The sequence below is a fragment of the Pedobacter metabolipauper genome (assembly GCF_004362715.1).
GTDB lineage: Bacteria > Bacteroidota > Bacteroidia > Sphingobacteriales > Sphingobacteriaceae > Pedobacter > Pedobacter metabolipauper.
Window position 1 is genome coordinate 709,403 of sequence record NZ_SNYC01000004.1, and the last position, 17,063, is coordinate 726,465.

The following is a 17,063-nucleotide window of genomic DNA, read 5'->3' on the forward strand; positions in this document are numbered from 1 at the left end:
TTAAAATATTTGCAGTGTTTGTGTCGACTTTTCAGTTAGAACGGTATAGGCATTGCCAAATTGTTCCGTTTTATTTTTACCCAACAGAAAACCCAGCCATTTTTTGATACCAAATTCAAGCTCAATCTTTATCGTTTTAACAAACGTTTTTGGTTTTTTCAGCACATTAAACTCACAAAACTTTACCGTATCAACAGGTGTAAGTGAAGTCTTCTCTGCCATGATAGCCAAACCTTCACTTTGCAGCAGGAAACGGATCAGGGTAGGCGTATACATATTGATATGTCCGTAATCCAGAAAATGCTTCATTCTGCGGTCTACACCAAACCGGTAATCCAGCGGAACTTCAACGGCAATATAACGTGCAACACGTTTCAATTCCCTAATCAATAACCGCTCATGCTCCACATGCTCCAGTACATGCGCCAAAATAACAACATCAAAGGTATTGTCAGCATAAGGAATGGTATACCCGTCAAAACTCTTTACTTCTTTAAGCCTGGATAGATTTCTGTTCTGGATTAATGAAATACCACTGTCTGCAATTTCAAGCGCATAGAGTTCCTCTCCAAAGTTCCATTCATTAAGATAATGTAAAATACTTCCATCTCCGGCACCAACTTCAAGCACCTTAGAAGGCTTAATGTCCCGGCAAACCTCAACCAGGTTTCGTGCTTTAGATCTTGCACCCATCATTCTCCATTCGGTATCGCTACCGGTATAGAAGTCATTATAGGCCTCAATGATGTTATTTGTTCCAACTGCCATTTTGTGTGGTTAACGATTAAGCGTAAGCGGTTAAATACCTAAACAATTATTGGATTTATAAAATACAGTAGTACATTTTGAAACAATAACACCAGGCGCCATTCCGGAAAAAGGAAGGTTTTTGAATCCATTGGCTTTCATAAAACGATGCGCTTCTAAATACTCGGATCTTTCAGAATCATCAAGAACCAGGATGCCGTCGTCAGTTAAAGACCCAACAGCCTGTTTACAGCAGTTAACCCGGTCACGACCGTCTACAATAACGAGGTGAAACTTTTTACCAGTGGCAACAGCACTCCTGCAATAATCGCCGTCAGGAACAAGGTCGCACTGGATCATTTTCACATTAGCCATATTAATCTTTGCGCTTCTTTCATACCAATCCTTGTCGTGTTCTACAGAATATACAGAACCCGCAAGCTGTGCATAAAATATAGTAGAGTTGCCAGAGCCAAATTCAAATATATCGTGCTGTTTATGAATGCGTCCTTTTACAAGATCAATAAAGGAATAAGTAACCCAGGGTATGGCATTGCCATTTTCATCAATAGCAGATTTGGTTTTATACGCGCCAAACCAGCCTTTTTCTGCCAGGTATCCTTTAAAGCCAAGAGATAAAAGTACTTTTAGTTTGCCTGGGTCAAGCAATGTGAGGGGTGATAATTTATTCTTCAATTTATTTAATCTTTTATGCCGTCAACAATGAGAGAAGAATAGCCCAGCGGTTCATTAAAACGCTTGTCGTATCGTTTAGACCGGATAACATGTCCGTCTTCGCTGTTCCATTCGTTAAAATGAAAAGAACCCTGTTCATCGTAATATTCTAAAAGGTTAACCTTAAAGCCAGCCTCTTCAAAAACTTTACCAAGTTTCTTATAATCGTATAATAATTTATGATCATGTGCGCCTTCTCCAAAACCACCTGGTTTTACCATCTCGATGTAATCCGGGTTTGGATGAAAGCCATCAGGAACAGCAATCCTTACGGTGCCACCTTTTTCCATAAACCTGCTGCAGTTTTTTAATGCAATTAAAGCATCAGCATACGTAATGTGTTCAAAAACATGTTCAGCTAGAAACCGGCTCACTTTTTTATCGCCCAACAGATTCTCAAAAGAACTGATCTCCAGTAAATTTAAACTTTCAATGTTAGTAGGCAGCCAGTTGGCATAAGCAGTTTTTTCTGAACCTATAATAATCTGTATCTTACCGGTACTGTTCTTGATCCTGGATTTTAACCGGATGGTATCCAGTATATTTTTAGGCTTAAATACAATTGATCTAACTACCTGTCTTAAGGATTTCATCTATGTTTAATGGTTTTAGCGGTATGATGAACGCTGCAAATCTATATGTATGCATCAATTCAGCATCAAAGTTAAAAGGTTAAACGAAAAAAGCTAATATATAGCTGTAAATATTGAAAGTTGTGGTTACTCCTGCAGACTGTTCCGGGCAGAGATTTTTTGGAAAAGCGTAATTAGAAATAAGGATCTCAACATCATGATACCCTGCTGCCTGGTTTGAGGAATAAGTAAGATCCAGAAGGTAGAAACAAAATAGGCAATCAGGGTGGCATAGGCTGCACCGGCTATTCCATATTTAGGAATCCAGAAAATGTTCAGCACAATGTTAACCACTGCACCCATGGCCGTACGCATCATAGAAAGCTTGATATAGCCTTCTGCAATAAGAAACTGGCCGCTGGCACTGCCTAAGAATACAAAAATACCAGCCCATATATGTATGGAAAGAACAGGAGCGCCGCTAAGAAATTTAGGCAGAAAAATACGATAGATCAGCGAAGCGGCAAAAGTCATAAATATAGCGAGACTCAGACTAATCCACACCATCAGGTCATACATATTCTGCATCCGGCGCTGGTAGCGGACCAGGTCATCCCTTCGGGCATTCATAATTGCCGGAAAAACAGAAGTCACAATCGCTACCGGAATAAAATACCAGGACTCAGCGAGACTTACCACCGTACCATATATTCCCAGTTCTGCCTTTCCCAGGTAATACTCAACCATCAGCTTGTCAATACTCATATATATGGAAACCAAAACCGCAGAGAATGCAAGCGGCCATGAATTTCTTAAAAGAAACTTCGCAATTGTGCCTTCAAATTTCCAGTTCAGAATAGAACCGCCGTTACGTTGATAAATGTATAAATAGCCAGCGGCAAGCAATAAAACATCAAATAGAAGCGCAAATACAAACCAGGTTAAACCTGCACCCAAAATGATCAGCAGCAATTTCGTAGCAGCAGAAATTAGGTTTCCCGCAATTTGCACTGTCATGATATACTTTCCCTGTGTTCTCGACTGAAAATAACTGTCAATGATATTAAAAGCTTGTAAAATTCCAGTAAAACTCAGAATCAGGATATAAGAAAATGGAGTTTCAAGCGGCTTAACGCTGCTGTAAACTAAATAGGCAAAGTAAATTAAAGGAATAATAGTCAATCCGCCAGTAACTTTCAAAACGAAAGCTGTACCCATTAGCTCGTTCTTCTTTTCAGGAAAACGAAGTAGCTCACGCGTTACAAAACCATCAACACCAAGAGCTGCTGCGGCAACAAAAAAAGTAACAAAGGACGTGGGGTAAGTCAGGATACCCAGTTGGGAAGCACCAAGGTAATTCGCAAGTGCAAAGCCAACTAATATTTTAATACCCAGACTACCCACCCTCGCAATCATTAGCCAGCCGGTATTTTTTACATATTTTTCAAGAGCATCCTGGTCAAAACCCTGGATCTTTGGGATCTTCATCTATAAAATACCGGTTAGGTTAATGGTGCGCCCACCGCAATTTTGCAGCTATGTCCGGGTTCTCCATGTGCAGGATTGAGCTTTACGCCAGGTGCTGCAGATGCAGGTTGTGCCTGTACCGGGCTAGCCGTTACAGCAGGAACAGGAGCTGATGTTTGTACTGGTGTGCCTTGAACAGAAGCCAGCGGAGCACCCACCGCAATGGTGCAGTCATGATATGGTTGTCCATGTGCAGGATTGTTTACAGGTTTCTCTCCATCCGCAGCTGCATTCTGAACCGGGGCAGCAGTATTTTGAACCGGCATAGAAGATGCAGAAGGTACACCGTTAGGTGTCGGTATAATAACCATTTCGTTTTTAGCAGTGCCGGACTGGCAAGCGGTAAAAACCGAAGCAAAAAGGCAGATGTAAAGGAACTTTCTCATATAGATTGTCTGATTAAACCGTATAAGGGATAAATAACGCAATAGTTGACGAAATTATAAACACAAAGATGTAAATTATTTGAGGCTTTCTTTAATCCGGTCCAATTGTTTAACATGATGTTCCAAATGGATCCTCATAAACCGGAGCCATTGTGCTGCATTTAAATACCCCATTGTTGGATGCCGGGTTTTCACTCCCTGGTCTGCATGCCTGATATTGGGATATTCTTCAGTTAGCAAAAAAAGAAAATGATCTGCCAGTTCCATCGCTTCAGTCTTATTGATCTTTTTTAACCGCTCGGCCAGGTTATTAGGAGCCTCATATTTTTTCCCCGGTGGTAAGCTTCCCAAAAAAAGGATCAGCTTTACAATAAATGCGGTATCTTTCCTCTTGCCATTGCCGTTTGTGCAAACTTTAATTTCATCTAAGGTCAGCACACTCGCATCTAAAATATGAAAATACACCTCACTAAAACTCCATCCTCCAGTTGGAGGGCTAAGTTCAAAAACGGCATCATTGATGGTGTTTAACCTTTCCTTATAGTCCGTTACTACCTCAACAATATGCTTAAAATCCCTGGCTATACCCATCTTGCCAGTTTAAAAATGGAGTAGTAGTTCTTCCAGACTGCTGATCTGCCATTCTACATCTTCAGGTTTCTCCTTTGCCAGCGGATTAAAATAAATGGCTTTAATTCCAAATTGCTGGGCACCCCTGATATCCGCTTCAATGCTATCGCCAATCATAATGCTCTCATGCTTCTGCGCAGCAGCTTTGTTTAAGGCATATTCAAAAATAGCTTTGTTCGGCTTGTTGACGCCAACATCTTCAGAAATAATGACGTTCGTAAAATAGGGGTTCAGGCCAGAGAGATCCATTTTGGTCAGTGTAGTTTCCTTAAAGCCGTTAGAAATGATATGCAGTGTATATTTCTTTTGCAGGTAGGCCAGTACCTTTTCAGAACCTAAGAAAAGGTTGGTCTTCGTCGGACTAATTCGTACATAATCTTCTTCAAACTGATGCGGCACCTTTTCCGGATGTACACCCATCTGAATAAATGTTTTACTAAAGCGTTCAGACCTTAGCGTTTCCTTCGTGATGTTTCCAAGATGGTACTCTGCCCATAGTGCATGGTTGTTCGCCGTGTAAATGTCGATAAACTCGGCAGCAGAGTTTAATCCAATCTTCTCAAGTTCGTAAAAATGGAACAGTTCATTCAGGGTCTCCTGCGCATTGCGGTCAAAATCCCAAATGGTATGGTCTAAATCAAAAAAAATATGTTTGATCATGTGTTTTATTTCAGGGTTGTACGCCTAGATTTTAAGGCCGTAGGCCAGATCTCCGGCATCCCCCAATCCCGGCACAATATACGCCTTACTGGTCATCTCTTCATCAATAGCACCCAGCCACAACTTCGCTTTAGGTAAATTTGCGCGAACATGCCGAACCCCTTCTGTACTGGCAATCACAGAAACAATATGTAATTCTTTGATTTTATACTTCCGTAAAAGTTCCTTGCAACAAAGCACCATGCTGGCACCTGTTGCCAGCATCGGGTCGGCCATAATTACAACCTGATCGGTAAGATCGGGGCTGGCCGTATATTCAAGCTTGATATCAAAACGACCACTCTTATGTGCCGTGCGGTAAGCTGCAATAAATGCACATTGTGCCTGGTCAAAAACAGTCAATAATCCCTGGTGCAAAGGTAATCCCGCACGTAAGATTGTTGCCAAAACCGGTTGCTGTGTCAGCTTTACCGTAGGGGCAATACCTAGTGGGGTTTGTGTTTCTGTAGTGGTATATTCAAGGGTTTTACTGATCTCATAAGCAAAAAATTCACCAATACGTTCCATGTTCCTGCGAAAACGCATCGCATCTTTTTGCAGCTGCTCATCGCGTAGCTCTGCAATAAAAACGTTGGCAAGTGAATTGGTTTTACTGAGGTCAAATATCATCTATCTAAGATAAGTTAAATATATAATGGTTTAAGATCAAAAACTATAGAATTGTTTTCGATAATTTAATTTTGCCGGAATGCAGCCCTCTTAGTCTGCCATTTTTATTCTGCATGGTTTTTGTGTAAATTTGAATATATGAAGTTTAAAATTGTTTCAGATTATAAACCTACAGGCGATCAGCCTAACGCCATTGCACAATTGGTTTCTGGTGTAAATGCCGAAGAACATTATCAGACACTTTTGGGGGTTACCGGTTCCGGTAAAACATTTACCGTAGCCAATGTAATCGAACAAACTCAAAAGCCAACCTTAATATTAAGCCACAATAAGACATTGGCCGCACAGCTCTATGGAGAATTTAAGCAGTTCTTCCCGGAAAATGCAGTCAACTATTTTGTCTCTTATTACGATTATTATCAGCCAGAGGCATTTATGCCCAGTACAAATACCTATATAGAAAAAGATCTGAGCATCAATGAAGAAATAGAGAAACTACGTTTAAGAACCACGTCTGCACTGATGTCTGGCCGGAGAGATGTAATTGTCGTTTCTTCCATCTCCTGCATTTATGGTATGGGTAATCCGGAAGATTTTTCAAGATCCGTATTCCGGTTCGCTGTAGGTACCCGCATATCCAGAAATTCATTTCTGCACAGTCTGGTAGAAATTCTGTACGCACGCACAACCAATGACTTTAAGAGAGGAACATTTAGGGTAAAGGGAGATACCGTTGATATTTTTCCTGCCTATCTGGATACTGCCTACCGCGTTTCTTTCTTTGGTGATGATGTGGAAGAACTCAGTGTAATAGATCCCGTAACCGGAAAAACACTGGAGAAACTCGAAGACATGGCCATTTATCCGGCCAATCTTTTTGTTACCCCTAAAGACAGGTTTAATTCCTCCATCTGGGGGATCCAGGAAGAACTGGAGATCCGTAAAAATCAGCTGATTGGTGACAGGCAGCTCCTGGAAGCCAAACGCCTGGAAGAACGGGTAAATTTCGATATTGAAATGATGAAAGAGCTGGGCTACTGTTCCGGTATTGAGAACTACTCCCGCTTTTTTGACGGACGTTCTCCTGGAATGCGCCCATTCTGCTTACTGGATTATTTTCCTGATGATTATTTAATGGTCATCGATGAAAGTCACGTAACCGTGCCCCAGATCAGGGCCATGTATGGTGGTGACAGGTCACGTAAAATGTCACTCGTAGAATATGGATTCCGCCTGCCATCTGCACTGGACAACAGGCCGCTTAATTTTGATGAGTTTGAACGCCTTGCACCGCAAACCATTTATGTAAGCGCAACCCCGGCAGATTATGAGCTCCAAAAATCAGAAGGAATTGTAATTGAACAGGTCATCAGACCCACAGGGTTATTGGATCCGCTCATTGAGGTAAGGCCTGCAATAAACCAGGTTGATGATTTGCTGGAACAGATCCATGAAACCATTAAACTGGGAGATAGGATCCTGGTTACCACCCTAACCAAAAGAATGGCCGAAGAACTTACCAAGTATATGGACCGCTTAAATATCAAATGCCGCTATATCCACTCGGAAGTAAAAACCCTGGAAAGGGTAGAGATCCTAAGAGGACTTAGGCTGGGCGAATTTGATGTGCTCATTGGAATTAACCTGCTAAGAGAAGGACTGGATCTTCCCGAAGTGTCCCTTGTAGCAATTCTTGATGCCGATAAAGAAGGATTTCTTCGTTCAGAGCGCTCGCTCATACAAACCATTGGCAGAGCAGCACGTAATGACAGGGGCCGCGTAATCATGTACGCCGATAAAATAACAGATTCTATGGAAAAAACCATGGATGAAACCAACCGCAGACGGGAGAGACAGATTGCCTACAACCTGGAACATGGCATTACCCCAAAAACAGTAAGCAAAAGCAGAGAGGCAATTATGGAACAAAGCGCAATGCTTGACTTCTCCGGAAACGCAACCCGTGCCAAAGCATATGTGGAGGTTGATGAAGTAAGTATGGCTGCAGACCCTATTGTTCAATATATGACCAAGCCAGAAATGCAGAAATCTATTGACAAGACACGTAAAGAAATGGCAAAGGCCGCCAAAGACATGGACTTCCTGATGGCAGCTAGATTACGCGATGAGATGTTTGCAATGGAAAAAGTATTTGAAGAAAGATTTAATAAATAATGGACGGAAAAAATAGAAAAGACATCTACCCCGGATTGGAAGTAGAAATTATCCTTAAAAAAGACCAGCGGAATGGCAATCTTACCCGTGGTATTGTAGCCAATCTGCTTACCTCGGCACCATACCATTCAAGAGGTATCAAAGTTCGTCTGGAAGATGGACAAGTAGGCAGGGTAGCGTCTGTTCCAGAAGAAGAATAGGTCGCGGCATTGTAATTGTTCTGCAATAAACAGGACGGCATTGTAATAAATAATTTGCAGTTCCGTCATATTTGTAACTATTAAAAGAATTAAAATGGCATTTATAAAATATTTCTTAATTATATTATTGATCCTTTATATCATTCGTGTAATCCTGCGTGTGGTATTTCCAATAGTGATCAAAAACATGTTCAGTAAAGTTCAGCAACAAGCAGCAAACAATGCCCAGCAGACCAAACGTCAGAATTCAGAGCCTGACGGATCAATCTCTATCGACTACATGCCGCCACAACCCAAATCGGGAAATGCAGATAAACTAGGCGATTTTGTAGATTATGAAGAGATAAAATAAAGGAATTTGACGGTAATCAATAAAATTCCTTTCTAATCTGTATCAATTTTATATTTTTGGGATTAGTTTAATCTTAAACAAACCTTAATGAATAATTGGTTAAAAGCAAATGGCATACATCTTGCCATTATTGGATTTTTTATAATCATCTGTTTTGTCTATTTCAGCCCTGTTTTACAAGGTAAAGCTCCTGCACAAAGTGATGTGCTGCAGGCAAAAGCTACTGCTACAGAAATCATGCAGTACAAAGAGAAAGATGGAAAAGGTCCACTGTGGACCAATCAAATGTTTGGCGGTATGCCAACCTACCAGATTTGGGTACAACATCCATTAAATGTAGCCACTTATGTGATTAATTTTATAAAAGCAGTGCTTCCGGATCCGGTTGATGCCGTATTATTATACCTTTTAGGTGCGTACTTACTGTTCTGTGTACTTAAAGTTAACCCCTGGCTTGCCGCCGCGGGTGCCATAGCCTTTGCATTTACATCCTATAACTTCATTATCTTAGCCCCCGGTCATAGCAATAAAGCACTGGCAATTGCTTTTTGCCCGCCTATAATTGCAGGTGTCATACTCACACTCCGGGGCAGATATTGGTTGGGCGCCAGCTTAACAGCACTGTTCCTCGCTGTTGAGATCCGGTCAAACCACATTCAGATGACGTACTACCTGATGATCGCCCTGCTGATTTTTATTGGCATAGAGGTTTATCACGCCTACAAAGACAAGAAACTGGCTGGTTTTGGGCGGGCAATAGCCTTCCTTGCTGTAGCCATGATGCTCTCTTTTATGGTAAATGCAAGTAAACTGTGGACTACCTACGAATATGGTCAGGAATCAAACCGGGGTAAGTCCAATCTGACTACAGATGCCGCCGAAGAAAAAAATGGACTATCTAAAGAATATGCCTATGGCTGGAGCCAGGGTGTTGGAGAAAGTTTCACTTTCTTAATTCCCAACCTGTATGGTGGAAGCTCCGGTACCCGTTTAGACGATAAATCAAATGTATTCAAAGCAGCTTCTGGAATAGGATTAGCACCAGATCAGGCATTAGGGCTAACACAACAGATGCCGGTATACTGGGGTGAGAAATCAATAACCTCAGGTCCGTATTATTTCGGTGCCATCATCTGTTTCTTATTTGTATTTGGATTGTTCATTGTAAAAAGTCGCTTTAAATGGTGGATACTTAGCGTAACCATCCTGTTTATGCTCCTTTCATTCGGGAAAAACTTCCCGTTAATCTCTGATCTGTTCTTCGAGTATTTCCCGTTATACAATAAATTCCGGGCCGTAGAGTCTATTCTGGCAATGGTTGGGCTCATGGTTCCAATCCTGGCAATAATTGCAGTTAAAGAAGCATACACTGCCGGGTTGGACCAAAAATACCTCATTAAGCGCTTAACCTGGTCGGCCGCAATTACTGGTGGCTTTACATTGCTGGTCGCTTTAATGCCAACCGCATTATTTAGTTTCACAAACTCTGGTAACCAGCAACTTTTGGAAGGCTTAACACAGGCTTTTCAAAACAACAACGGATTAGCACAAAGCATCATCGATGCATTAATTAAAGACCGTGCAGATCTTGCACGCACAGATGCATTGCGTACCCTTCTTTTTATTGCCATTGCTTATGCGTTGATCTGGGCATTCTTAACTAAGAAAATGACCGTTCATGTGGCTGTTATTTTATTGGGAGCAGCAATACTGATCGATATGTGGCAAATAGATCGCCGGTATTTGAACAATGACAACTTCGCAACCAAAAGCGACCTTAAAGATTATTTTAAACCAAGGGAGGTTGATAGTTTCATTTCGGCAGATACCGACCCTGATTTTAGAGTGCTTGATTTAAGTATCTCTACGTTTCAGGATGCAAGTGCATCCGCATTCCACAAAACAATTGGTGGTTACCATGCGGCTAAACTAAAACGCTTCCAGGAACTAATTGATAATCAATTTACAAAAAGTATCAACCAGGATGCTTTGGATATGCTGAATACCAAATATATCATTACCCAGGATCCGCAAACACAATCGGTTAAAATGACCCGTAATCCTACAGCAGCAGGCCATGCCTGGATTGTGCCAAGCGTACAGATCGTTAAAGATGCCGATCAGGAAATGCAGGCCATAAGCAGCTTTGATCCTAAAAAAGAAGCAATCGTTGATCAGCAATATGAAAAGTTGATCGATACCAAGAATGTTGGAGCCGATCCAACAGCATCCATTAAACTGGATAGCTATCACCCCGATCATCTGGTATATTCTTATAGCGCACCAAGGGATATCATTGTTGTGTTCTCCGAAATCTATTATGATAAAGGATGGAACATGTATGTAGATAACGTTAAGAAACCGTATTTCAGGGCTGATTATGTGCTTCGTGCCGCACAGCTCGAAGCAGGAAATCATAAAGTAGAATTTAAATTCGAACCCGTTTCTTACTATCTCGGAGAAAAGATCTCCCTGGTAGGATCAGTTTTGCTGATTGCAGCTTTAGCATTTGCCGTTTACAGCGAGAACAAAAAGAAAAAGCTGGCGGTTTAACGGGGTCTTCTGAACAGGTTCAGAAGGCAATCAAAGGCATGAAATAATTAAATAGGGCCGGTGTACAATACATCGGCCCTATTTAATTAATAATAGTTTGTTAACACCTTGTTAATCTACCTTTTGCATTTTTGTAGAATAAACTAATACCTATGCCGGAATTGTTTTTAATTGTCTGCCTCATTGCAATCGCGGTATTCTTCTTTGGCCCTTTTGAACTAACTATGGAAGATGACGATGTCTAAACGAGAAGTAGAAATTGTAGTAATCTCTGATGTGCACCTGGGTACCTACGGTTGTCACGCTAAAGAACTGTTAAAATATCTGAAAAGCATCAAGCCTAAAATGATCATCTTAAATGGCGATATCATAGATATCTGGCAGTTTAGTAAAAGGTACTGGCCAGAATCTCATATGAAAGTAGTACGCAAACTCATGAAGTTTGTTACCGAAGGCGTACCCGTTTATTACCTGACTGGAAATCACGATGAGCTGCTTCGCAAATTTGCAGATATGCATCTTGGAGCTTTCCATCTTCAAAATAAACTGATCCTGGAACTTGATGGAAAAAAAGCATGGTTCTTCCATGGAGATGTTTTTGACGTAACCATGCAGCACTCTAAATGGCTGGCAAAGATGGGTGCAGTAGGGTATGATACCCTGATCCTCATCAATAGCTTTGTAAACTGGGCACTCGGATTGGTAGGAAGGGAAAAAATGAGCTTCTCCAAAAAGATTAAGGCCAAATTTAAAGATGCCGTTAAGTTTATTAATAAATTTGAACAAACCGCAGCCGAACTGGCCGTTGAAAAAGGATACCAGTATGTGGTTTGCGGACACATTCACCAGCCCGATTTTCGGAATATTAAAACGGAAGAAGGGGAAGTTACCTATTTGAATAGTGGCGACTGGGTAGAAAATCTAACCGCTTTGGAATATCATCAAAAAGCATGGAGCGTGTTCCGATATGATCAGAAAGATTTCCAGAAGGACGAAGTAGAGGAAGGTATTTTATCTGACAGTGAAGATCTGCACAGTAAACTGGACATCAATACACTCCTTCAAAAGATTAAATTAGAAATTGCCTAACGATAAAAATTACTGATATTCGGGGCAGATGAAAATCTTATATGCGATTCAGGGAACAGGCAATGGTCACGTCAGCCGGGCAAGGGAGATCGTACCTTTGCTGCAGCAGCACGGGGAAGTAGACCTGCTCATTAGTGGTACACAGGCTGATGTCAAATTAACACAGGATGTTAAATATCAGTTGCATGGCTTTAGCTTTATTTTTGGTAAAAAAGGAGGCGTTAATCACTACGAAACCATGAAAACCATGAACCTTCCCCGGTTTGTTAAAGACATGCGCAGCCTCCCGCTAAAAACATACAATCTGATCCTTAATGATTTTGAACCGGTAACCGCATGGGCGTGTAAACAGCAGCGTGTACAAAGTGTTGGTCTAAGTCACCAGGCATCCTTTCAGTCAAAACTGGTACCCAAGCCCAAAAGTGTAGATTGGGCACAACTGGTTATGAAGTACTATGCCCCTGCAACACATTACGTAGGCTTTCATTTTGACCGGTATGATGATTTTATTTATACACCCGTTATCCGCGCAGAGATTCGAAATCAGATCGTAACCAACCTCGGTCATTATACCGTATACCTGCCCGCCATAGATGACAAAGACCTTGTTCCGGTGCTGAAACAGCTTCCGCTAATAAAATGGCAGGTGTTTTCAAAACATACAAAACTGAGTTATACAGACGGCAATGTTCAGGTATCACCTGTTAACAACGAACTGTTTAATGAAAGCCTTGCATCATGTGCCGGTTTATTTACCGGTGGTGGATTTGAAGGCCCTGCAGAAGCATTACACATGGGCAAAAAACTGCTGGTAATGCCCATGAAATTCCAATATGAACAGCAATGCAATGCCTTTGCACTAAAACAATTTGGACTGCCTGTAATTTGGGGCAGCAACAAAAATTGGTTGCCAATTATAAAAAGCTGGGTAAGCAATCCACAAGAACATCAGTTTCATTTCCCCGATGAAACCGCTTCGATAATTGATAAAGTTGTAAAGCAGTTTGCCAGATAATTTGCTTTACTTTGCCTTAGTATACAGGCATGATCAATCAATTCAGAAATTTAAATCCCATAAACCTGCTCCTGTTATTTGCATATACCTTTTTTATGCGAATGGCAATATTTGCTGAACTCCCGTCCGCATTGCAATTCGAATTTTTGGAACCTTATGCAAAATTCCTGATTCATATTCCTATCGGAGAAGTATTGTCCCCGGCAACAAATGTTTTTTTTGCCGCTATCATTATCTATGTTCAGGCCATACTTTTCAACCGGGTGATCAATAACCACGTGCTGTTAACCAAGCCCGGTTATTTACCCGCATTGCTATACATCACATCAGCCAGTCTTTTTATGCCGTTCCTGGTACTTAGTCCAACCCTGATCTGCAATTTTCTGCTCATCTGGATCATGGATAAATTCCTGAAAATAGGAAAATCAACCACCGCAATTATGCCCATGTTCGATATTGGGATGATCATAGCCATTGGGACCCTGATTTATTTTCCATTCATTGTGATGCTGGTCATGATCTGGTTAACACTGCTGCTTTACCGCTCTTTTGATCTCAGAGAATGGTTATCCGGCCTCGTTGGATTTTTAACGATATTCTTCTTTTTAGCCGTATATTATTACTGGAACGATAGCATCTCCATGTTCTACAAGATCTGGCTTCCGCTGGGTAATAAATTTCCTTCGGTCTTTAAAATTAATTATGACGATTACCTGGTGCTGGTGCCTGTATTAGTGATGCTGATATTGGCTTCCCTGCAGCTGCGTGAAAACTTTTTCAGAAGTTTTATCAGCACAAGAAAAGCATTTCAGATGCTGTTCTTTATGTTCCTGGTTGGGCTGGTCAGCTTTTATACCAAGCCGGATTTTAGACTGCACCACTTCCTGTTATGCGTTCCGCCAGGGGCAGTATTGCTGGCCTATTACTTCAGTAACGCCACAAAAAGATGGTTTTATGAGAGTCTCTTCTTAATCTTTGTGGTTACCATTCAGTACTTTTTGTTTGTTTAACTTTTTTTAACAATTTGACGCCTTGAAACTTGCTAAAGATTAATAGCTTTGTGACATGAAGTTTGGAGTAGCTGTAAGGAATGCATAATCTTGTTATAGATATAGGTAATACAAATAGCAAACTGGCAGTCTTTAATGGAAGAACGCTGGTCAACTACCAAAGTCATAAGCAAATTACACCAGCCGTACTTGATGATCTGATTAAGGAGTATCACATCGTTAATTCAACCAGTTCAAGTGTTGGTGAAGCACTGGATGAAACCGTGGAGATCTTAAGGACAACCACCAATTACGTTCCGTTTTCTACTTCAATCGGCAAAGGAATAAAGAATAATTACAAAACACCGGCAACATTAGGGTTAGATAGATGGGCAAAAGTTATTGCCTCCCATTTTTATTACCCAAAAAGGAATTGTTTTATAATTGATGCAGGAACATGTATCACTTATGATCTGCTCAGGGCAGAAAGTGAGTATGAAGGTGGTAGTATAAGCTTGGGAATACATATGCGTTTTGATGCATTAAACCACTTTACGCGCAGGTTACCCCACATTCAATGGGATAAAAGTGAGGATGGAGCAGAAGTAGGAACAGACACCATCTCTGCCATAAAAAGTGGAGTGCTGTTTGGAATTAGAAATGAAATTGAAGGCTTTATAGCCCATCAAAATAAAAAAAATAAAGAACTGGTCGTATTAATTACGGGAGGAGATGCAGCTTTTTTGTCAGAGCAATTAAAAAACAGCATCTTTGCGCCTCAAATTATACACGATCCCTATTTAGTATTAAAAGGATTAAATGAAGTCATTGCATTTGAATATGTACAAAAGAATTAATTATATAACGGCAGTATTAATAGTACTTACCAGTATCTCTGTTAACGCGCAGGTTACCACACAGTCACCATATTCAAGATATGGACTTGGAAACGTAAGAGGATCGCTGCTACCGCAGTTAAGGGCAATGGGCGGAATCTCTTCAGGAGTGTTCACGCCTAACGGATACAGCAATATCAATATGCAGAATCCGGCTTCTTATCCTGGTATCACACATACTACCCTTGACATGGGCCTTTCTGGTGGTTTTACAGAATTAAAAACCAATAGTGCCACTGAAAAAAGCTTTAACTCTACCCTGGGCCATCTTGCAATTGCCTTCCCGGTTGTAAGCGGTAAATCAGCAGTTAGTTTCGGGATCCTCCCATACACACAGCTGGGCTACTCATATACAGAATCAGAAACCCTTGCCGATGGAAATACCTATAAGTATCTGAACTCAGGAGAAGGTGGATTAACCAAAGCATATATCGGTTTTGGTCAGCAAATTGGTGATCATTTCAGAGTAGGGGGAAATGTGGAGTATATTTTTGGTAATCTGTTAGAGAGCCGTTCCTTTGAACCACAATTTGCACCCTCAATAAATTCGAGGGTACAAAACAAAAATAGCGTTGGGGGTATTTCTTACTCCTATGGTGCCCAGTATTCAATTCCATTGGGGAGAAGAAAAAGTATAACATTAGGTTATTCTGGCTCATCATCCTCTTCAATCAACTCTGAAAGGACGTATATAGCAACCCGATATCTTACAGATGCACTCGGGGAAGAAAGCACAGCCCTTGATACCGTATCCAACATACAGGGTGCTAAATCTAAACTTAGATTGCCAATTACACATAACTTTGGCTTTACCTACCAGAAAGATAACAAGTGGATGGTTGGTGCTGATTATAGAACCGGAAAATGGTCAAATCTGATCATTCCGGGAGACAACGATGTATTGCAGGATAGCTGGGGCTACTCATTGGGTGCACAGATCACACCAGATTTCACATCTATAAATAACTATTTTAAACGTATAGAATACCGCATAGGATTCCAATACGATAAGACCTACATCATGCTTCAGGATCAGGATATCAACCAAAGGGCATTTACATTTGGATTAGGTCTCCCATTGGCACCGAATGTTACTTCCAGAACCTCAGCATATAAAATGAACCTTACAGCAGAATTGGGCAGAAGGGGAACGTTGAGCAACTCACTGGTTCAGGAAAGTTATTTCAATATCCATTTGGGCTTTACACTTAACGATACCTGGTTTAGAAGATATAAGTTCAACTAATGAGACTCCGTGGTATAATATATAGTAGTATTATACTTTGCTTTCTGCAGGTTTGTTTAAGCTCATGCGGAGAAGATGACCTTAAAAATGCACCTAAACTGTCAGATACGGTCAGCTTAAATACAGACCGTACCTTAAAGGTTGATATCATTTATAGTGACTCTGCTAAAGTAAAAGCACAGGGCTTTGCTCCAATACTCGATAAGGTTACACCTTTAAATGGAAGCGCAGGATATCAGGAGATGCCAAAGGGGGTTAAGATTAACTTTTACAGTGATTCGCTAACCATCAAGGGCTCTATCACCTCAGATTACGCCATTATGCGTGATCTGGAAAAAACAGCAACATTCAGAAGAAATGTGGTTGTAGTGAATGAATCTATGACCTTTAATACCGAAGAACTGATTTGGGACCAGAATAAAAAAATGTTCTTTTCTCCAAAGGGAATCGTAACCAGGCCAGATGGAACTGTGCTTAATGCGGTCAAGTTTACCGCTACAGAAGACTTTAGTACCATCACCTATGAGAACGCTTCCGGAGAAATATATGTGCCTGAAAATTTCGGACAATAGGCAGGTAATCCAGCGCCCTTAATCCCTAATTTTTAAATACTTATTCAAAT

Annotated in this window: 18 protein-coding genes; 10 read left to right on the plus strand and 8 right to left on the minus strand. The window is 40.9% G+C overall.

The window, feature by feature from the left end:
- The 8 genes from ATK78_RS09785 to upp all read right to left on the minus strand — a co-directional run bounded on the left by ATK78_RS09785 (window position 1) and on the right by upp (window position 5,926).
- The gene (locus ATK78_RS09785) at window positions 1-768 is read right to left on the minus strand and encodes a class I SAM-dependent methyltransferase (RefSeq protein WP_133575901.1); all 768 of its coding nucleotides are present in this window, start codon (window positions 766-768) and stop codon (window positions 1-3) included.
- A gap of 30 nt (window positions 769-798) precedes the next feature.
- The gene (locus ATK78_RS09790) at window positions 799-1,443 is read right to left on the minus strand and encodes a class I SAM-dependent methyltransferase (RefSeq protein ID WP_133575902.1); all 645 of its coding nucleotides are present in this window, start codon (window positions 1,441-1,443) and stop codon (window positions 799-801) included.
- A gap of 5 nt (window positions 1,444-1,448) precedes the next feature.
- Complete coding sequence (locus ATK78_RS09795; protein ID WP_133575903.1) at window positions 1,449-2,075, minus strand: class I SAM-dependent methyltransferase; 627 nt, start codon at window positions 2,073-2,075, stop codon at window positions 1,449-1,451.
- 126 nt (window positions 2,076-2,201) lie between these two features.
- Window positions 2,202-3,542: a flippase gene (locus tag ATK78_RS09800; protein ID WP_133575904.1), complete on the minus strand. Its 1,341-nt coding sequence runs from the start codon at window positions 3,540-3,542 to the stop codon at window positions 2,202-2,204.
- A 14-nt stretch (window positions 3,543-3,556) separates the two neighbouring features.
- Window positions 3,557-3,967 carry a hypothetical protein gene (locus ATK78_RS09805; RefSeq protein ID WP_133575905.1) on the minus strand — a complete coding sequence of 137 codons (411 nt, stop codon included), beginning with the start codon at window positions 3,965-3,967 and terminating at the stop codon, window positions 3,557-3,559.
- A 75-nt stretch (window positions 3,968-4,042) separates the two neighbouring features.
- Complete coding sequence (locus ATK78_RS09810) at window positions 4,043-4,558, minus strand: DinB family protein (RefSeq protein WP_133575906.1); 516 nt, start codon at window positions 4,556-4,558, stop codon at window positions 4,043-4,045.
- A 9-nt stretch (window positions 4,559-4,567) separates the two neighbouring features.
- On the minus strand, window positions 4,568-5,257 hold the full coding sequence (locus ATK78_RS09815) for a YjjG family noncanonical pyrimidine nucleotidase (protein WP_133575907.1): 690 nt from the start codon (window positions 5,255-5,257) through the stop codon (window positions 4,568-4,570).
- A gap of 24 nt (window positions 5,258-5,281) precedes the next feature.
- Window positions 5,282-5,926: a uracil phosphoribosyltransferase gene (upp, locus tag ATK78_RS09820; RefSeq protein WP_133575908.1), complete on the minus strand. Its 645-nt coding sequence runs from the start codon at window positions 5,924-5,926 to the stop codon at window positions 5,282-5,284.
- 138 nt (window positions 5,927-6,064) lie between these two features.
- Between upp and uvrB the strand changes: the two genes are divergently transcribed.
- The 10 genes from uvrB (at window position 6,065) to lptC (ending at window position 17,013) form a co-directional block, all read left to right on the plus strand.
- A complete protein-coding gene (uvrB, locus tag ATK78_RS09825; RefSeq protein WP_133575909.1) occupies window positions 6,065-8,101 on the plus strand; it encodes an excinuclease ABC subunit UvrB in 2,037 nt (678 codons plus the stop codon).
- Window positions 8,101-8,301, plus strand: a complete 201-nt coding sequence (locus ATK78_RS09830; RefSeq protein WP_133575910.1) for a YwbE family protein — start codon at window positions 8,101-8,103, stop codon at window positions 8,299-8,301. Before uvrB ends, ATK78_RS09830 begins: the two co-directional genes overlap by 1 nt.
- 94 nt (window positions 8,302-8,395) lie before the next feature.
- A complete protein-coding gene (locus tag ATK78_RS09835) occupies window positions 8,396-8,653 on the plus strand; it encodes a DUF4834 family protein (RefSeq protein ID WP_133575911.1) in 258 nt (85 codons plus the stop codon).
- Window positions 8,654-8,740: 87 nt separating this feature from the next.
- Window positions 8,741-11,206 (plus strand): glycosyltransferase family protein, encoded by a 2,466-nt coding sequence (locus ATK78_RS09840; RefSeq protein ID WP_133575912.1) that lies wholly within the window; start codon window positions 8,741-8,743, stop codon window positions 11,204-11,206.
- Window positions 11,207-11,443: 237 nt separating this feature from the next.
- Complete coding sequence (locus tag ATK78_RS09845; protein WP_133575913.1) at window positions 11,444-12,295, plus strand: UDP-2,3-diacylglucosamine diphosphatase; 852 nt, start codon at window positions 11,444-11,446, stop codon at window positions 12,293-12,295.
- A gap of 28 nt (window positions 12,296-12,323) precedes the next feature.
- Window positions 12,324-13,310 carry a glycosyltransferase family protein gene (locus tag ATK78_RS09850; protein WP_133575914.1) on the plus strand — a complete coding sequence of 329 codons (987 nt, stop codon included), beginning with the start codon at window positions 12,324-12,326 and terminating at the stop codon, window positions 13,308-13,310.
- Between the two features lie 29 nt (window positions 13,311-13,339).
- Window positions 13,340-14,320, plus strand: a complete 981-nt coding sequence (locus ATK78_RS09855) for a DUF6427 family protein (RefSeq protein ID WP_133575915.1) — start codon at window positions 13,340-13,342, stop codon at window positions 14,318-14,320.
- Window positions 14,321-14,400: 80 nt separating this feature from the next.
- On the plus strand, window positions 14,401-15,156 hold the full coding sequence (locus ATK78_RS09860) for a type III pantothenate kinase (protein ID WP_133575916.1): 756 nt from the start codon (window positions 14,401-14,403) through the stop codon (window positions 15,154-15,156).
- Window positions 15,119-16,441 (plus strand): hypothetical protein, encoded by a 1,323-nt coding sequence (locus ATK78_RS09865; RefSeq protein ID WP_243732491.1) that lies wholly within the window; start codon window positions 15,119-15,121, stop codon window positions 16,439-16,441. Before ATK78_RS09860 ends, ATK78_RS09865 begins: the two co-directional genes overlap by 38 nt.
- Window positions 16,441-17,013, plus strand: coding sequence for an LPS export ABC transporter periplasmic protein LptC (gene lptC, locus ATK78_RS09870; RefSeq protein WP_133575917.1), 573 nt, complete (start codon window positions 16,441-16,443; stop codon window positions 17,011-17,013). Before ATK78_RS09865 ends, lptC begins: the two co-directional genes overlap by 1 nt.
- Window positions 17,014-17,063: the final 50 nt, after the last annotated feature.

Excerpts from the sequence above, each read along its gene's own strand:
- ATK78_RS09805 (WP_133575905.1), bottom strand. The coding sequence starts at position 3,967 with ATGAGAAAGTTCCTTTACATCTGCCTTTTTGCTTCGGTTTTTACCGCT.
- ATK78_RS09865 (WP_243732491.1), top strand. The coding sequence starts at position 15,119 with ATGAAGTCATTGCATTTGAATATGTACAAAAGAATTAATTATATAACG.
- ATK78_RS09815 (WP_133575907.1), bottom strand. The coding sequence starts at position 5,257 with ATGATCAAACATATTTTTTTTGATTTAGACCATACCATTTGGGATTTT.
- ATK78_RS09830 (WP_133575910.1), top strand. The coding sequence starts at position 8,101 with ATGGACGGAAAAAATAGAAAAGACATCTACCCCGGATTGGAAGTAGAA.
- ATK78_RS09810 (WP_133575906.1), bottom strand. The coding sequence starts at position 4,558 with ATGGGTATAGCCAGGGATTTTAAGCATATTGTTGAGGTAGTAACGGAC.
- ATK78_RS09855 (WP_133575915.1), top strand. The coding sequence starts at position 13,340 with ATGATCAATCAATTCAGAAATTTAAATCCCATAAACCTGCTCCTGTTA.
- ATK78_RS09795 (WP_133575903.1), bottom strand. The coding sequence starts at position 2,075 with ATGAAATCCTTAAGACAGGTAGTTAGATCAATTGTATTTAAGCCTAAA.
- ATK78_RS09835 (WP_133575911.1), top strand. The coding sequence starts at position 8,396 with ATGGCATTTATAAAATATTTCTTAATTATATTATTGATCCTTTATATC.
- ATK78_RS09850 (WP_133575914.1), top strand. The coding sequence starts at position 12,324 with ATGAAAATCTTATATGCGATTCAGGGAACAGGCAATGGTCACGTCAGC.
- ATK78_RS09840 (WP_133575912.1), top strand. The coding sequence starts at position 8,741 with ATGAATAATTGGTTAAAAGCAAATGGCATACATCTTGCCATTATTGGA.
- ATK78_RS09860 (WP_133575916.1), top strand. The coding sequence starts at position 14,401 with ATGCATAATCTTGTTATAGATATAGGTAATACAAATAGCAAACTGGCA.
- ATK78_RS09845 (WP_133575913.1), top strand. The coding sequence starts at position 11,444 with ATGTCTAAACGAGAAGTAGAAATTGTAGTAATCTCTGATGTGCACCTG.
- ATK78_RS09785 (WP_133575901.1), bottom strand. The coding sequence starts at position 768 with ATGGCAGTTGGAACAAATAACATCATTGAGGCCTATAATGACTTCTAT.
- upp (WP_133575908.1), bottom strand. The coding sequence starts at position 5,926 with ATGATATTTGACCTCAGTAAAACCAATTCACTTGCCAACGTTTTTATT.
- uvrB (WP_133575909.1), top strand. The coding sequence starts at position 6,065 with ATGAAGTTTAAAATTGTTTCAGATTATAAACCTACAGGCGATCAGCCT.
- ATK78_RS09800 (WP_133575904.1), bottom strand. The coding sequence starts at position 3,542 with ATGAAGATCCCAAAGATCCAGGGTTTTGACCAGGATGCTCTTGAAAAA.
- lptC (WP_133575917.1), top strand. The coding sequence starts at position 16,441 with ATGAGACTCCGTGGTATAATATATAGTAGTATTATACTTTGCTTTCTG.